The sequence below is a fragment of the Pseudomonas sp. Irchel s3b5 genome, assembly GCF_900187435.1.
In the GTDB taxonomy this organism is placed as follows: Bacteria; Pseudomonadota; Gammaproteobacteria; order Pseudomonadales; family Pseudomonadaceae; genus Aquipseudomonas.
The window spans coordinates 153755-168455 of sequence record NZ_FYDY01000001.1 but is presented as its reverse complement, the minus strand read 5'-3'; the positions used below and the strand labels follow the sequence as shown (position 1 = coordinate 168455).

The 14701-nt window shown below is 60.2% G+C and carries 15 protein-coding genes; 11 read left to right on the top strand and 4 right to left on the bottom strand.

Features of this window, described 5'->3' with window-relative positions; all coding sequences use genetic code 11:
• Positions 1-40: 40 nt before the first annotated feature.
• Together CKW15_RS00725 and CKW15_RS00720 are read right to left on the bottom strand one after the other, a co-directional pair.
• Positions 41-370: a YceK/YidQ family lipoprotein gene (locus tag CKW15_RS00725; RefSeq protein ID WP_095151279.1), complete on the bottom strand. Its 330-nt coding sequence runs from the start codon at positions 368-370 to the stop codon at positions 41-43.
• Between the two features lie 58 nt (positions 371-428).
• Positions 429-866: an Lrp/AsnC family transcriptional regulator gene (locus CKW15_RS00720; RefSeq protein WP_095057773.1), complete on the bottom strand. Its 438-nt coding sequence runs from the start codon at positions 864-866 to the stop codon at positions 429-431.
• A 136-nt stretch (positions 867-1002) separates the two neighbouring features.
• Between CKW15_RS00720 and CKW15_RS00715 the strand changes: the two genes are divergently transcribed.
• Positions 1003-1899 carry a DMT family transporter gene (locus CKW15_RS00715; protein ID WP_095151278.1) on the top strand — a complete coding sequence of 299 codons (897 nt, stop codon included), beginning with the start codon at positions 1003-1005 and terminating at the stop codon, positions 1897-1899.
• Here CKW15_RS00715 and CKW15_RS00710 read toward each other — a convergent pair.
• Positions 1887-3512: an NADP-dependent glyceraldehyde-3-phosphate dehydrogenase gene (locus tag CKW15_RS00710; RefSeq protein WP_095151277.1), complete on the bottom strand. Its 1626-nt coding sequence runs from the start codon at positions 3510-3512 to the stop codon at positions 1887-1889. The two genes, CKW15_RS00715 and CKW15_RS00710, sit on opposite strands and share 13 nt — an antisense overlap.
• A 257-nt stretch (positions 3513-3769) precedes the next feature.
• Here CKW15_RS00710 and CKW15_RS00705 point away from each other — a divergent pair, with 257 nt between their 5' ends.
• The 10 genes from CKW15_RS00705 (at position 3770) to CKW15_RS00660 (ending at position 12783) form a co-directional block, all read left to right on the top strand.
• Entirely contained in the window at positions 3770-4657 is an 888-nt protein-coding gene (locus CKW15_RS00705) for a Dyp-type peroxidase (RefSeq protein ID WP_095151276.1), read from the top strand.
• 233 nt (positions 4658-4890) lie between these two features.
• On the top strand, positions 4891-5643 hold the full coding sequence (locus CKW15_RS00700) for a GntR family transcriptional regulator (protein WP_053158449.1): 753 nt from the start codon (positions 4891-4893) through the stop codon (positions 5641-5643).
• On the top strand, positions 5640-7370 hold the full coding sequence (locus tag CKW15_RS00695; RefSeq protein ID WP_095151275.1) for a fumarate reductase/succinate dehydrogenase flavoprotein subunit: 1731 nt from the start codon (positions 5640-5642) through the stop codon (positions 7368-7370). Before CKW15_RS00700 ends, CKW15_RS00695 begins: the two co-directional genes overlap by 4 nt.
• Positions 7371-7396: 26 nt before the next feature.
• Positions 7397-7642 (top strand): ferredoxin family protein, encoded by a 246-nt coding sequence (locus CKW15_RS00690; protein ID WP_008050632.1) that lies wholly within the window; start codon positions 7397-7399, stop codon positions 7640-7642.
• 217 nt (positions 7643-7859) lie between these two features.
• Positions 7860-9284: an ABC transporter substrate-binding protein gene (locus CKW15_RS00685; protein WP_177450530.1), complete on the top strand. Its 1425-nt coding sequence runs from the start codon at positions 7860-7862 to the stop codon at positions 9282-9284.
• A gap of 118 nt (positions 9285-9402) precedes the next feature.
• Positions 9403-10185 (top strand): ABC transporter permease, encoded by a 783-nt coding sequence (locus tag CKW15_RS00680; protein ID WP_095057780.1) that lies wholly within the window; start codon positions 9403-9405, stop codon positions 10183-10185.
• The gene (locus CKW15_RS00675; RefSeq protein WP_095151273.1) at positions 10185-11033 is read left to right on the top strand and encodes an ABC transporter ATP-binding protein; all 849 of its coding nucleotides are present in this window, start codon (positions 10185-10187) and stop codon (positions 11031-11033) included. The genes CKW15_RS00680 and CKW15_RS00675 overlap by 1 nt, the downstream gene beginning before the upstream one ends.
• A complete protein-coding gene (locus tag CKW15_RS00670; protein ID WP_095151272.1) occupies positions 11030-11992 on the top strand; it encodes a HEAT repeat domain-containing protein in 963 nt (320 codons plus the stop codon). The genes CKW15_RS00675 and CKW15_RS00670 overlap by 4 nt, the downstream gene beginning before the upstream one ends.
• Positions 11989-12267: a gamma-butyrobetaine hydroxylase-like domain-containing protein gene (locus CKW15_RS00665; RefSeq protein ID WP_095151271.1), complete on the top strand. Its 279-nt coding sequence runs from the start codon at positions 11989-11991 to the stop codon at positions 12265-12267. Before CKW15_RS00670 ends, CKW15_RS00665 begins: the two co-directional genes overlap by 4 nt.
• A 147-nt stretch (positions 12268-12414) precedes the next feature.
• On the top strand, positions 12415-12783 hold the full coding sequence (locus CKW15_RS00660; RefSeq protein WP_095151270.1) for a DUF427 domain-containing protein: 369 nt from the start codon (positions 12415-12417) through the stop codon (positions 12781-12783).
• A 143-nt stretch (positions 12784-12926) separates the two neighbouring features.
• Here the strand turns inward: CKW15_RS00660 and CKW15_RS00655 are convergent, their stop codons facing one another.
• Positions 12927-14549, bottom strand: a complete 1623-nt coding sequence (locus CKW15_RS00655; protein ID WP_095057785.1) for an MFS transporter — start codon at positions 14547-14549, stop codon at positions 12927-12929.
• Between the last annotated feature and the right edge of the window lie 152 nt (positions 14550-14701).

Genomic DNA, 14701 nt, shown 5'->3' with positions numbered 1-14701 from the left:
AACCCGCTTCGGCGGGTTTTTTCTTGCCTGAGAATCAGGGTTACTCGTTGATGATAATGCTGCCATCGGCCTGCTGGCGGTAGATGGTGTAGGGCAGCAACAAGGTGTCGAACGCGGCGGAAACAACGACGTCGATCAGCACAATGGCCGGAGCAAAATCATGTTTCTGGTCGTCCCTTCCATCCTGCAGCGGAGCGTTCAACGCGCAAAAGTCGTACGTCACACCGCTGTAAATTCGTGGAACCGCACCGCAGTAACTCTTTTGCTCCTTGAGGCTTTTCACTGCCACGTCGTCACCGCGCACGACTGTCTGGACCGTGCCGCACCCAGTGAGCATCAATGCTGCCACCAGCACAACCTGAACTTTCATACCGTCATTCCTTCGTCGAGATGATCGCCAATCTGCATGATGCAAGGTCAAAGATCACTTATTCCATCGGTGGTAACCGGCGTTTTACCGAGGTTTTCTTGATGATAGCGGTGTTGGTTTCGGCGTGGGTATTGAGGCGGTCGAGAAGTGTGTCCAGTTGTTCCATCGAGCGCACATGCAGGCGCGCAATGAAGCAGTCGTCACCGGTGACCTTGTCGCACTCGGTGAACTCGGGAATGGCCATGATCTGCCGTTCGACTTCCTGCAACTGACCTGGCAACGGGCGTATGCGCACGATGGCCTGCAGTTGATAACCGAAACATTTCGGGTCGATTTCCACGGTGTAGCCCTTGAGCACTCCACGCTCCTCCAGGCGGCGCAGGCGTTCGGCAACACTGGGTGAAGACAAGCCACTGATCTGCGCCAGGGCCTTGAGTGAGCGTCGCGAGTCTTCCATCAGGGCCGTGATCAGCACCTGGTCGATATCATCGGTCATGGCGAAAACCTCTATTAGGCAATTATCGACAATCGCCTTTGTAAAAAAGGCAGATTCAGAGTTTAGCCTGCTTTATGCGCTGGCGATGCCCCTCAGACCATTGGCATACTTTGCCCACACACACAGGAGTCTGATGATGGACAACACAATACGTCGCGGTTCGTTCGAAATGACGGCCGCCATGCTGATCTCCGGAACCATCGGCTGGTTCGTGCTGGTTTCCGGGCAACCGGTGCTGGATGTGGTGTTTTGGCGTTGCCTGTTCGGCGCCGGCACGTTGCTGCTGATTTGCGCGGCGTTCGGCTTTCTGCGCCCCGGCATTCTGACCCGCACGACGTTTCTGTTGGCGGTCCTCAGCGGTGTGGCCATTGTCGGCAACTGGGTGTTGTTGTTCGCGTCCTATTCACGTGCCTCGATTGCCATCGGCACTGCGGTTTATAACGTGCAGCCGTTCATGCTGGTGGGGTTGGCGGCACTGTTCCTCAACGAAAAAATCACCGCGCAGAAACTGGCCTGGCTGGGTGTTTCGTTCCTCGGCATGCTGGCGATTGTCAGTGCCCATGGCGGGCAAGGGGAGAGTGGCGGCGAATACTTGTTGGGTATCGTTCTGGCGCTGGGTGCTGCGTTCCTGTACGCGATTGCCGCGCTGATCATCAAACGCCTGACCGGTACGCCGCCGCACCTGATCGCACTGATCCAGGTCAGCACGGGCGTGTTGTTGCTCGCACCGTTCGCGCATTTTTCCGCGCTGCCGCAAGCCCCCGATGCGTGGGCCAGCCTGGTGACGCTGGGTATCGTGCACACCGGCGTGATGTATGTGCTGCTGTACGGTGCGATTCAAAAACTGCCGACCGCGTTGACCGGCGCACTGTCGTTCATCTATCCGATTGCAGCGATTTTCGTCGATTGGTTCGCCTTCGGTCACCGCCTCGAACCGCTGCAATGGGTAGGGGTTGCAGCGATTCTGTTGGCGGCCGCCGTTATGCAACAGGGCTGGAGCCTGAAGTTTCAATCAGTGCCTCAGAAAATGTAATCCGTGGTCAGGAAACTCGAACTACGGCCGCTGATGATTTCGCTGATCAAGTCCTTGTTGGTCTCCTGGAACTTGGTCGCAACCAAGGTGCGGATTGAAAACACTCGCAATGCGTCATGTACCGATAATGTGCCCTCGGCGGAGTTTTTGCGGCCGTTGAATGGGTAGGTGTCCGGGCCGCGCTGGCATTGGGCGTTGAGGTTGATCCGACCGACCTGGTTGGCGAAGGTGTCGACCAGGCGCCCAACCGCCACCGGGTTGGTGCCGAAAATGCTCAATTGCTGGCCGAAGTCCGATTCCAGGACGTAATCGATCACGGTGTCCAGGTGGCGATAGGGCACGATGGGCACCACCGGGCCGAACTGTTCTTCCTGATAGACGCGCATCTGTGGCGTGACCGGGTAAAGCACCGCCGGGTAGAAGAACGAAGCACGGGTTTCGCCACCATGGGGGTTGACCACTTTGGCGCCTTTGGCCTCAGCATCCGCCACCAATGAATGCAGGTAATCGACCTTGCCCGACTCCGGCAGCGGTGTCAGTGCCACGCCGCTTTCCCACGGCATACCGGGTTTTAGCGAGGCGAGTTTGGTGTTGAATTTGTCGATGAAGGCCTCGACCACGTCTTCGTGGACGAAAAGGATTTTCAACGCGGTGCAGCGCTGACCGTTGAACGACAACGAGCCGGTGACCGCTTCACTGACCGCGTTGTCCAGATCCACCTCCGGCAGGACGATTCCGGGGTTTTTCGCGTCCAGGCCCAACGCCGCACGCAAACGATGGGGTTTGGGGTGCAGTTTCTTCAGGTCGCTGGCGGCTTTGTTGGTGCCGATGAACGCGAAGATATCGATCTTGCCACTGGCCATCAGCGCGCTGACGGTTTCGCGGCCGCTGCCATAGATGACGTTGATCACCCCGGCCGGAAAACTGTCGCGGAAGGCTTCCAGCAACGGACGGATCAGCAACACGCCCAGCTTGGCCGGTTTGAACACCACGGTGTTGCCCATGATCAATGCCGGGATCAACGTGGTAAACGTTTCGTTCAGCGGATAGTTGTAAGGGCCCATGCACAAGGCTACGCCGAGGGGCACGCGACGGATCTGGCCGAGGGTGTCCTGTTCCAGTTCGAATCGGCTGGAGCGGCGGTCGAGTTCCTTCAACGCGTTGATGGTGTCGACGATGTAGTCGCAGGTGCGGTCGAACTCTTTTTCCGAGTCCTTGAGGTTCTTGCCGATTTCCCACATCAGCAACTTGACCACGGCTTCACGCTGTTCGCGCATGCGGGCGAGGAAGGTTTCGACGTGCTGGATGCGTTCGGCTACACGCATTGTTGGCCAGAGGCCCTGACCCCGGTCGTAGGCGCGGACGGCGGCATCGAGCGCGGTCAGTGCGGTGTCGGCATCCAGCAGAGGCGTGCTGCCGAGGATGGCTTGTTCATCGCCGTTCGGACCGCTCAGATAAACCGGGCTGCGGACCTGGGCGAGCGGGCCGGACCAGGTTCTCAGCGTGCCGTCGACCAGGTATTCACGCTGTTCGGTCGGACCGTCGAGGCGGTATTTTTCCGGGATGCTGCCGGCGTCGGGAAACAGGTTGCCAAGAATCGGTGCTGTGGTCATGTCGCTACCCCGTAGGTGGTGTCAGCCATGCGCTGGCGGCTGCCGTTCAAATTCACTTCAAAGGTTATACGCCTCAATGCCGGTTTTTTTTAACCGTTATTGAGCGCTGATGGGCAGAGTAGAGGGGTTGAGGGTCTGGATCTTGTGCTTGAAGCGTAGACCGCAATCGGCAGGGGGTGATGTCTGTTCTTTTGACCTGAGCGCACACAAGTGACTGTGTGGGAGGTAAACTTCGGACTCTTTCAAAAGGAGTTCATATGAGTTATTACCAGCCGGGCATCCTCGCCACCCCCGTTCCGCCTCAAGCCCGTCATATGTTCTTCGCCCTGGAATCGGCGGCTGCACTGCCGGCTGCGCTCGACAAACTGCAAGCTCTGGTGAACGGCAAGTCGGCGGTGATCGGCTTTGGCGAATCCCTGGTCAAGGCCCTGGACGGCCACATCGACGGCCTGCGCACGTTCCCGGCATTGACCGGCGTCGGCGTCGACAACCCGTCGACTCAACATGCGCTCTGGTGCTGGTTGCACGGTGATGACCGAGGCGAGTTGCTCAACCGCAGCAACGCCATCGAAGCGGCATTGGCACCGGCCCTGCGTCTGGTGCAGATGAACGAAACCTTCCGCCACATGAGCGGCCATGACCTGACTGGCTACGAAGACGGCACCGAGAACCCGCACGACGAAGCCGCCGTGGCTGCGGCGCTGGTGGGTGAGGGCGCGGACGGCACGGTCGGCGGGAGCTTCGCCGCGATCCAGCAATGGCAGCATGACCTGAAGGGCTTTCACGCGATGTCGTCCGAGGACAAGGACAACATCATGGGCCGCCGCTTGAGCGACAACGAAGAGATCGATGACGCGCCGGTTTCCGCTCACGTCAAACGCACCGCCCAGGAAAGCTTCGCCCCCGAGGCGTTCGTGGTGCGCCGTTCGATGCCGTGGATCGAAGGTGACCGCGCAGGCCTGATGTTCCTGGCCTTCGGTTTCTCCCTCGACGCCTTCGAAGCCCAACTGCGACGTATGAGCGGTCTGGAAGACGGGATTACTGACGGCTTGTATCGCATCAGCCGGCCGATCACGGGTGGCTACTACTGGTGCCCGCCGATCAAGGATGGCCGTCTCGATTTGCGTGCGCTGCGCATCGGCTGAGTAAAAGCCAAAGATCGCAGGCCTCCGCAGCTCCTACAGGTGGGCGATCACTGTAGGAGCTGGCTTGCCAGCGAAGGCGGTGTGTCAGATTTAGCGCGTTACCGGTTTTCGCCAGCAAGCCGGCTCTTACAGGGCTAGTCGCTAGAATCTAACCTTATGCTCATTCGGTATTTCTCAAGCTTGTCATAACGTCTCTAAGATCACGTCATAACTCGTTATAACAAGTGATCTTCATGACCGATAACGTTCTATCCCTCAGCAGTGTTCCGCTGCACACCCAACTGCGCGACGTGCTGCGTGCCCGCATCCTCGACGGCCAATATCCGCAAGACAGCCAGATGCCTTCCGAGAGCGAACTCGGCGCGTTGTTCAAAGTCAGCCGCATCACCGTGCGCCAGGCGTTGGGTGATCTGCAAAAGGAAGGGCTGATCTTCAAGATCCACGGCAAGGGCACCTTCGTCGCCAAGCCGAAAACCTTCCAGAACGTCAGCACCCTGCAAGGCCTGGCCGAGTCCATGACCGGGCGCGGCTACGAGGTGATCAACCGCCTGCGCAGCTTCAAATTCATTGCTGCCGACAAACTGGTCGCCGAGCGTTTGCAGGTGGCCGAAGGCGAAACCGTGGCGCAGATCAAACGGGTGCGCCTGATCAACCGCGAACCGATCTCGCTGGAAATCACCTACCTGCCAAAAGCCATCGGCGAACGCCTCGAAAAGGCTGATCTGGTCACCCGCGACATTTTCCTGATCCTGGAAAACGACTGCGGCCTGGCCCTCGGTCATGCCGACCTGGCCATCGACGCGGTACTGGCTGACAGCGACCTGACCCAGGCGCTGAACGTCGAACCCGGCTCGCCGATCATGCGCATCGAACGCCTGACCCACGACGCCAATGGCCAGCCGCTGGATTTCGAACACCTTTACTACCGTGGCGATGCGTTCCAGTACCGCCTGCGGATCGACCGGCAAAAAGGGGATCAGGCATGACTCGAAACACGCTTGAGCAGGAATACGACATCGTCGTGATCGGCGGTGGCACGGCCGGGCCGATGGCGGCGATCAAGGCCAAGGAACGTAACCGCGATCTGCGGGTGCTGTTGATCGACAAGGCCAACGTCAAGCGCAGCGGTGCGATCAGTATGGGCATGGACGGCTTGAACAACGCCATCATCCCCGGCCACTCGACGCCGGAGCAGTACACCAAGGAAATCACCATCGCCAACGACGGCATCGTCAATCAGGCCGCGGTGTACGCCTACGCGACCCACAGCTTCGAAACGATCGAGCAACTGGACCGCTGGGGCGTGAAGTTCGAGAAGGACGAGACCGGCGACTACGCGGTGAAAAAGGTCCACCACATGGGCGCCTACGTGTTGCCGATGCCGGAAGGGCATGACATCAAGAAAGTCCTGTATCGCCAGTTGAAACGGGCACGGGTCAGCATCACCAATCGCGTCGTGTGCACCCGTTTGCTGAAGGATGAAGAGGGCACGGTCAACGGTGTGATGGGCTTCGATTGCCGTACGGCTGACTTCCATGTGATCAAGGCCAAGGCCGTGATCCTCGCCTGCGGTGCGGCCGGGCGTCTGGGCTTGCCGTCTTCGGGTTACCTGATGGGCACTTACGAAAACCCGACCAACGCCGGGGACGGTTACGCCATGGCGTATCACGCCGGGGCTGAGCTGGCGAATCTGGAGTGCTTCCAGATCAACCCGCTGATCAAGGATTACAACGGCCCGGCCTGCGCCTACGTCACCGGCCCCTTGGGCGGCTACACCGCCAACAACAAGGGCGAACGCTTCATCGAGTGCGACTACTGGAGCGGGCAGATGATGTGGGAGTTCCACCAGGAACTCGAAAGCGGCAACGGTCCGGTGTTCCTCAAACTCGATCACCTGGCCGAGGAAACCATCCAGAACATCGAAGAGATTTTGCACAGCAACGAACGCCCGAGTCGCGGCCAGTTCCACGCCAATCGCGGCACCGACTACCGGACGCAGATGGTCGAGATGCACATTTCCGAGATCGGTTTTTGCAGCGGTCACTCGGCCTCCGGTGTGTGGGTCAACGAGAAGGCCGAGACCTCGGTCAAGGGTTTGTACTCGGCAGGCGACATGGCCGCGGTGCCGCACAACTACATGCTGGGTGCCTTTACCTACGGCTGGTTTGCCGGTAACAACGCGGCGGATTTTGTCGCAGACCGCGAGTTTTCTGCGCTGGATGCCGAACAGATCGAAACCGAAAAACAACGGGTCTACGCACCGCTGGACCGTGAACACGGCCTGCCACCGGCGCAGGTCGAGTACAAGCTGCGGCGCTTCGTCAACGACTACCTGCAACCGCCGAAAGTGACCAAGAAAATGCAGATCGGTCTGCAACGCTTCAGCGATATCCAGCGTGACCTCGATCAGATCAAGGCGCACAACGCCCACGAACTGATGCGTGCGATGGAAGTCAGCATGATCCGCGACTGCGCCGAAATGGCTGCCCGCGCTTCATTGTTCCGCGCTGAAAGTCGTTGGGGGCTTTACCACTATCGGGTCGATCACCCGCAACGCGACGACAGCGACTGGTTTTGCCATTGCCATCTGAAGAAAGATGGAAACGGCCTGATGACCAGTTTCAAGAAAGCCGTGGAGCCTTACATCATTGCGCTGGATGCCGAAGAAATGCAGATCTACGACCGACTGCGAGTCCGCGCCGATGCCGCCTGAGCATCACCCAAGAGAGAGACCGTGAAATGGCCTATCAAGCCCAGGAAATCTTCTTCCGTTCCAACGCCCCCGTCACCGTCGACGAGGACAAATGCATCGCCCACAAAGGCTGCACCGTGTGCGTCGACGTCTGCCCGATGGACCTGCTGGCGATCAACCCGGCCACGCAAAAGGCCTACATGGCGTTTGATGAATGCTGGTACTGCATGCCCTGTGAAAAAGACTGCCCGACGGGCGCTGTGAAAGTCGAAATTCCGTACCTCCTACGCTGAAACAAGAACCTTGTAGGCGCCGGCTTGCTGGCGATGGCGTGCCAGTCACCATCGATTCAGCTGACACTCCATCGCCAGCAAACCGGCTCCTACAGGGGGATGGAGGCCAGCCCAGACAACGAAAAAACCGCCATCCGGCCACCACCGGACGCCTGATTCAAAAACACCCCTCGTTTCCCACCGCGCCCTGATCGTGGCGGAGACGAACATCCTATAAATGATTCGAGGGGAAACACTCATGTTGCGTGCAGCTTTTGCCGGTCTGGTACTGGCGTCATTCACCTTGTCGGCCTCGGCCGAAACCATCCGCATTGCCATCGGCACCCAGGACACCACGATCAACTGCGCCGCTGGCGGTCTGTTGATTCGCGAGCTGGGCCTGCTGGACAAATACCTGCCCCACGACGGCCCATACAAAGATGCGAAGTACGAGGTGCAGTGGAAGAACTTCACCAGCGGCGCACCCCTGACCAATGAAATGGTGGCCGGCAAACTCGACTTCGGCGCCATGGCCGATTTCCCCGGTGCTTTCAACGGCGTGGCGTTTGAAACGGCCGGCAAGCACAGCCTGTTTATCAGCGTGCTGTCGGGCAGCACACAAGGCAGCGGCAACGGCATCGTGGTGCCGAGTGCGTCGGGCGTGCAAGCGCTGGCAGAGCTCAAAGGCAAGACCATTTCCGTGCCGTTCGCGTCCACCGCCCATGGCATGTTGCTGCGTGCCGTGGCGGCTCAAGGCTGGGATCCGTTGAAAGATGTGAACATCATCGCCCAGCCACCGGAAGTCGCAGGCTCCGCATTGCAAGCCGGCAAGATCGACGCTCACGCAGACTTCGTGCCGTTTGCCGAACTGTTCCCGAGCCGCGGTTTCGCACGCAAGATCTACGACGGTTCGCAGGCCGCAGCGCCGACATTCCACGGCGCGCTGGTCGACCAGGCCTACGCGAAAAAGTACCCGGAAATCGTCGTCGCTTACTTGCGGGCAAGCATCGAGGCCAATCAGCTGTTGGCCGCGGAACCGGAGAAGTACAGCGAACTGATCGCCAAGGTCACCGGCGTCGATGCCGAGGTCAACTACCTGTTCCACGGTCCGCTGGGTGTGCAAACCCGCGACCTGAGCTGGAAACCGGAATACCGCCAGGCCGTGGGCACGGCTATCGATACGCTCAAGCTGTTGAAGAAAGCCGATCGCGGACTCGATCTGAACAGCTTCATCGACGACCAATACATCCGCACCGCCTTCAAAGCCTCAAACCTGGACTACACCGCGCAATTGGCCAACTACGCACAAACGCCACTGAAGGCGAGCGATGCGGCGAGCGGCAAAGCCATCACCGACTTCAGCCGTGTGGCCGAAATCTGGGTGCGTGGCGAGCCGAAAGTCCGCCAGTACGCCTCGGCGGAATCAGCGTTCGCCGCACTGGCCAACCTCAAGCAAGAAGGCAAAAACATCCGCGCGGTGTATGCCCAGGCCAGCGACAGCGGGATCAAGTTGCTGGCGGATCAGGCGTGGTTTGCCAGTGATGCGAAAGGGCGTTTGAGTGCGTTCCTGCTCAAGGGCCAGGCCCAGCAGTACGCCACGGCGCAGGGCGGCAAGGTGTACGACTTCACGGATGCCACGACTCAGGCCGTCGCCGTTCGTTAAACCTGTAGGAGCCGGCTTGCCGGCGATTGCTGACGGACATTCAACATTGATGTCGACTTAACTACCGCTATCGCCGGCAAGCCAGCTCCTACGGGTTTTTTGGTTGAGAGGAATAACTGTGTACCGATCCTATTCACGCTGGATACCCAGAGCCGCTTCACTGCTGCTCTGCCTTTTGTTCTGGCAACTCGCCGCCAGCCACCACTGGAACCTCGGCCTGATAACCTTCGCCAACGTCCCGACCCCGCTGGCCGTGATCGAGGCCGCACTGGGGCTGGGCGACTCCGGCAAGCTCGGCCGACACCTGAGCAGCAGCCTCGGCCGGGTGTTCGCCGGTTACCTCGCTGCGCTGATCATCGGTATCGCTCTGGGCCTGGCCATCGGGCGCTCGAAATGGGCCGAAGACGTTTTGCTGCCGCCGCTGGAAGTGCTGCGCCCGATCCCGGCGGTGGCTTGGATCCCCCTGGCGATCCTGATGTTCCCGTCATCCGAGCTGTCGATGGTGTTCATCACCTTCACCGGCGCGTTGTTCCCGATTCTGCTCAACACCGTGCACGGCGTCGAAGGCGTCGATCCACGGCTGATCGCCTCGGCGAAAAGCCTCGGGGCAGGGCGCCGGGCAATCCTGCTGGAAGTGATCTTGCCCGGTGCTGCGCCCAGCATCATCACTGGCCTCGCCATCGGCATGGGCACGTCGTGGTTCTGCCTGGTGACGGCAGAAATGATCTCTGGCCAGTACGGCATCGGTTACTACACCTGGGAGTCGTACACCATCCAGAACTACGCCGACATTGTCGTCGGCATGTTGCTGATCGGGGTGTTGGGGATGGGCAGCAGCCTGTTGATCAAACGCCTGGGCGGGCTGTTCACGCCTTGGCACCGTCCACGAGGGAAAAGCTGATGAGCGCGTTTCAACACCCTGAAGGGCGAATAGATATTCGCGGCTTGTCGATCAGCCTGGGCGAAGGCCACGCGGCGTTCGAAGCCGTACAGGGCCTCGATTGCCAGATCGAACCGGGGCAGTTCGTGTGCATTCTCGGGCCGTCCGGTTGCGGCAAATCCACGTTGCTCGGCGCGCTGGCCGGTCACTTGCAGCCGCGTGCCGGAACGCTCACGGTGGATGGCGCGGCGGTGTCCGGCCCCTCGCCGCAGCGCGGCATGGTGTTTCAGCAACACACGCTGTTCCCGTGGCGAACGGTGCGCGACAACGTCGCTTTCGGCCTGAAAATGCGCGGCACCGGCAAAGTCGAACGACATAAAGCCGCCGACGAAATCCTCGCGCTGGTGGGCCTTGACGGCTTTGCCGAGCGATGGCCGGATCAGCTTTCCGGCGGCATGCAACAACGGGTGGAAATTGCCCGGGTGCTGGTCAATCGTCCGCGACTGTTGCTGATGGACGAACCGTTCGGTGCCCTCGATGCCTTGACCCGCTTGAATATGCAAGAACTGCTGCTGGATATCTGGACGCGCATCCGCACCACCGTGGTGTTTGTCACCCATGACATCGACGAAGCGCTGTTCCTCGCCGATCGGTTATTGGTCATGAGTTCGCGACCGGGACGCATCATCGAAGACCTGCGCCTCGATTTCCCCCGGCCTCGCACCACCGAATTGGTGACGAGCCACGAATTCTCGCGCTTGAAGCGCCATTGCCTCGAACTCCTGCGTCATGAAGACGGTCGGCAGCTGCCACGCCTGAACCCTCTCGGACTGCCTCCTGAAAACAAACTGCCGCGGTTTGCCCTATGACCTCACTTTTTGCTGTAACCGACAACGCCGACATTCTCGCCCTGCAACCACGTCTGACCGATGAGGACCCCGGCGTGCGCCGGATTGCCCTGATCGAACTGGCTGACCTTGAAGAACCGGACGGCCTGCTGTGGCTGGTGGATCGACTCTCTCAGGACCCGATCGAAGAGGTCCGCGCCGAGGCCGCGCGCTTGCTCGAAGCCTGGGAGGACGAGCCCGTGGTTCAGGCGTTGTGTCAGGCGCTGACCGATCCGAGCGAAGCGGTGCAGGCCGCCGCGGCACAAAGCCTCAGCCTGCTGAAAAGTGCAGCGGCGGGGCGGGTGATTCTGCCGTGGACCGGGCATGCCGACCTCCGTGTGCGCATTGCCGCGTTCCGGGCATTGCGCGAGCTGCGTTGCGCCGATGCCGCTACGGCGGCTGCCAACGCGCTGAACGATGAGGACGCTGGTGTACGCCGCGAAGCCGTCGGCGTGCTGGGCTGGCTCAAGCAACTCGAAGCCTTGCCGGCATTGGCGCAATTGGCCAGCGATGATCCGGACACCGAAGTCCGCCGCGCCGCTACCGGTGCCCTCGGTCTGGCATCCGACGCTCAGGTGCTGCCGGCACTGCGCCAGGCATTGCAGGATCAGGCCTGGCAAGTGCGCGAAGAAGCCGCCACCACTTTGGGCAAGGTCGGACACATCGACGCCGGCCCGGCCCTGGTCCAGGCCTTGGGCGACGATTATTGGCAAGTGCGTTTGCGCGCCACCCGCAGTCTCGGTCGTTTGCGCTATGCCCCCGCGCTCGATGCGCTGATCGAAACCCTCGGCCACCGCATCAGCAATCTGCGCAAGGAAGCGGCGTTGGCCTTGGGCGAATTGAGCGATCAGCGGGCCATCGCCGCGTTGCAAGCCGCGCAGGACGATGGTGATCCTGAGGTGCGCAAAGCGGTGCGCATCGCCTTGAGTCAACTTCAATGAATCCGCTGTCAGTGGGAAATTCGACAAGCGCTCGGCAATTGCGCCTGAACTGGCCGGACGGTCGCGAACAACGGCTCGACCACGCCGAGCTGCGCCGCCAGTGCCCGTGCTCGCAATGCCGAGCCTTTCGTTTGCAGGGCCTGACGCCGATGGTCGATGCACGGGTTCGGGTCATCGAATTGAACCCGCAAGGCTATGGCGTGCAGTTGGTGTTCAGCGATGGCCACGAGCGGGGCATCTATCCCTGGACTTATCTGGCGCAATTGAATGCTTGAAGCGCAGGGCTCCCGTTCGGCTGTGAAGCCGTCGAAATGGCGGAACTTGGGTTATACCTGATAGGTCGGCATTCATAGGTTTCGGCGCTGCCACCGTCACCGGCAGCCTTGCCTACAGGTCCATCACCGTCATGAGGAACGTTTTCCATGAAAAGCTCCGGTCCTAGCCCTGTCATCACCATCGCCGAGCAGCCTGGCTGTTTGTTGGTGAAGTTTCACGGTATCCAGGTGGCCGCTTCGGCGCGGGCATTGGTACTGCTGGAGGCCAATTACCCACCGGTGTACTACGTGCCGCGCGAGGACATCGACGAGAAGTATTTCGCCCGCACCGATCACACCAGCTATTGCCCCTTCAAGGGCGATGCCAGCTATTTCAGCTTGCAGGTGCCGGGGCATGAAGGTGCGAATGCGGTGTGGAGTTATGAGAACCCCAAGGTGTCTGTCGATCAGATTAAAGGATATGTGGCGTTCTACCCGGATCAAGTGAAGTTCGAGTTGCTCGACGCCGAGGTTTAAACGCGATTTTTTTCATTGGCACTGCCCGTGTAGGAGCGAGCCTGCTCGCGATGGACTCGAGAACGCCGTGTTTATCCAGACAACACGCGTTTTCGTTTACGACCATCGCGAGCAGGCTCGCTCCTACAGGTTTCGGGTCGATCTCAGTTCTTGTCCAGATCGACGTTACGCGTCTCTCGCAAACAGATCATCCCCACCACCAGACTCACCCCGGTGATCACCACCGGGTACCAAAGCCCGTAGAAAATATCCCCGGTGTACACCACCAGCGCGAACGACACGGTCGGCAGGAAACCGCCGAACCAGCCGTTGCCGATGTGGTAGGGCAGGGACATCGAGGTGTAGCGGATGCGGGTCGGGAACAGCTCGACCATCAGCGCCGCCAGTGGGCCGTAGCACATGGCGGAAATGATGATCAGCGCCACGATCAGCGCGACGATCATCGGTTTGTTGATCTGCTGCAGGTCCGCCTGCTGCGGGTAACCGGCGAGGGTCACGGCGCCGCGCAGGGCCGCTTCGTCGAAGCCGTCGATCTTCACGTCACCAATACTGATCTGCACGTCGCTGCCGGCCGGGGCCGCTGCGCTTTGGTACGGCAGGCCTTGCTTGACCAGGAAAGTCTTGACCTTGTCGCACGGGCTATCAAATTTCGCCTTGCCCACCGGGTCGAACTGGAATGTGCAAGTCGCCGGGTCGGCCATCACGGTAATCGGCGCCTGACGGCTGGCCTGGTCGATGGCCGGGTTGGCGTAGTGGGCCAGGGTCTTGAAGATCGGGAAGTACAAAGCGGTGGCGAGTAACAGCCCCAGCATCAACACCGGTTTACGCCCGACCTTGTCCGACAGCCAGCCGAAGAAGATGAAGAACGGCGCACCGATGGTCACGCTGATGATCAGCAAGCCATTGGCCACCGCCGGGTCCATCCTCAGGAACTGGGTGAGGAAGAACAGCACGTAAAATTGCGCAGCGTAAAAGGTCACCGCTTGTCCGGCGTTGATGCTGAACAGGGCAATCAAGACGACTTTGAGGTTTTCCCATTTGCCGAACGACTCACGAATCGGCTGTTTGCACAGCTTGCCTTCTTCTTTCATTTTCACGAAGGCCGGCGATTCGTGCAGGCTCATGCGGATCCAGGTCGAGATGCCCAGCAGCACGATGGAAAACAGGAACGGAATGCGCCAGCCCCAGACTTCGAACTGGTCGCCCGTGAAGTAACGGCAGCCCAGTACCACCAGCAGCGACAGCAGCAAGCCGAGGGTCGCGGTCGACTGAATCCAGCTGGTGTGGAAACCACGCTTGCCGATGGGCGCGTGCTCTGCGACATAAGTGGCAGCGCCGCCGTATTCACCGCCCAAGGCCAGGCCCTGAAGCATGCGCAGCACCACCAGAATGATTGGCGCGGCGATGCCGATGCTGGCGTAAGTCGGCAGCAACCCGACGCAGAACGTCGCCAGGCCCATGAGGACGATGGTGGCGAGGAAGGTGTATTTGCGTCCGATCATGTCTCCCAACCGGCCGAACACCAGCGCACCGAATGGTCGCACGACGAAACCGGCGGCGAACGCCATCAGGGCAAAAATGAACGCCGTGGTGTCGTTGACCCCGGCGAAAAACTGTTTGCTGATCACCGCCGCGAGGGCGCCGTAGAGGAAAAAGTCATACCACTCGAAGACCGTCCCGAGGGAGGAGGCAAAGATGACTTTCTGGGTTTCCTGACTGGTGCCCGCGCTGCGCACGGCTTCCAGGGTTTGAACGTTCTCTGACATACCGGTATCCCTCACAGTGATTGTTTTTGTTGTTCCACTGTCGGCACCTGCCTTGTGGGCGGGTGCCGCTGTCGATGCATCGGACATCCCTGTAGGCGCCGGCTTGCCGGCGAAGGCGACCGTGAGTCGACATCAACGTTGACTGATGCGCC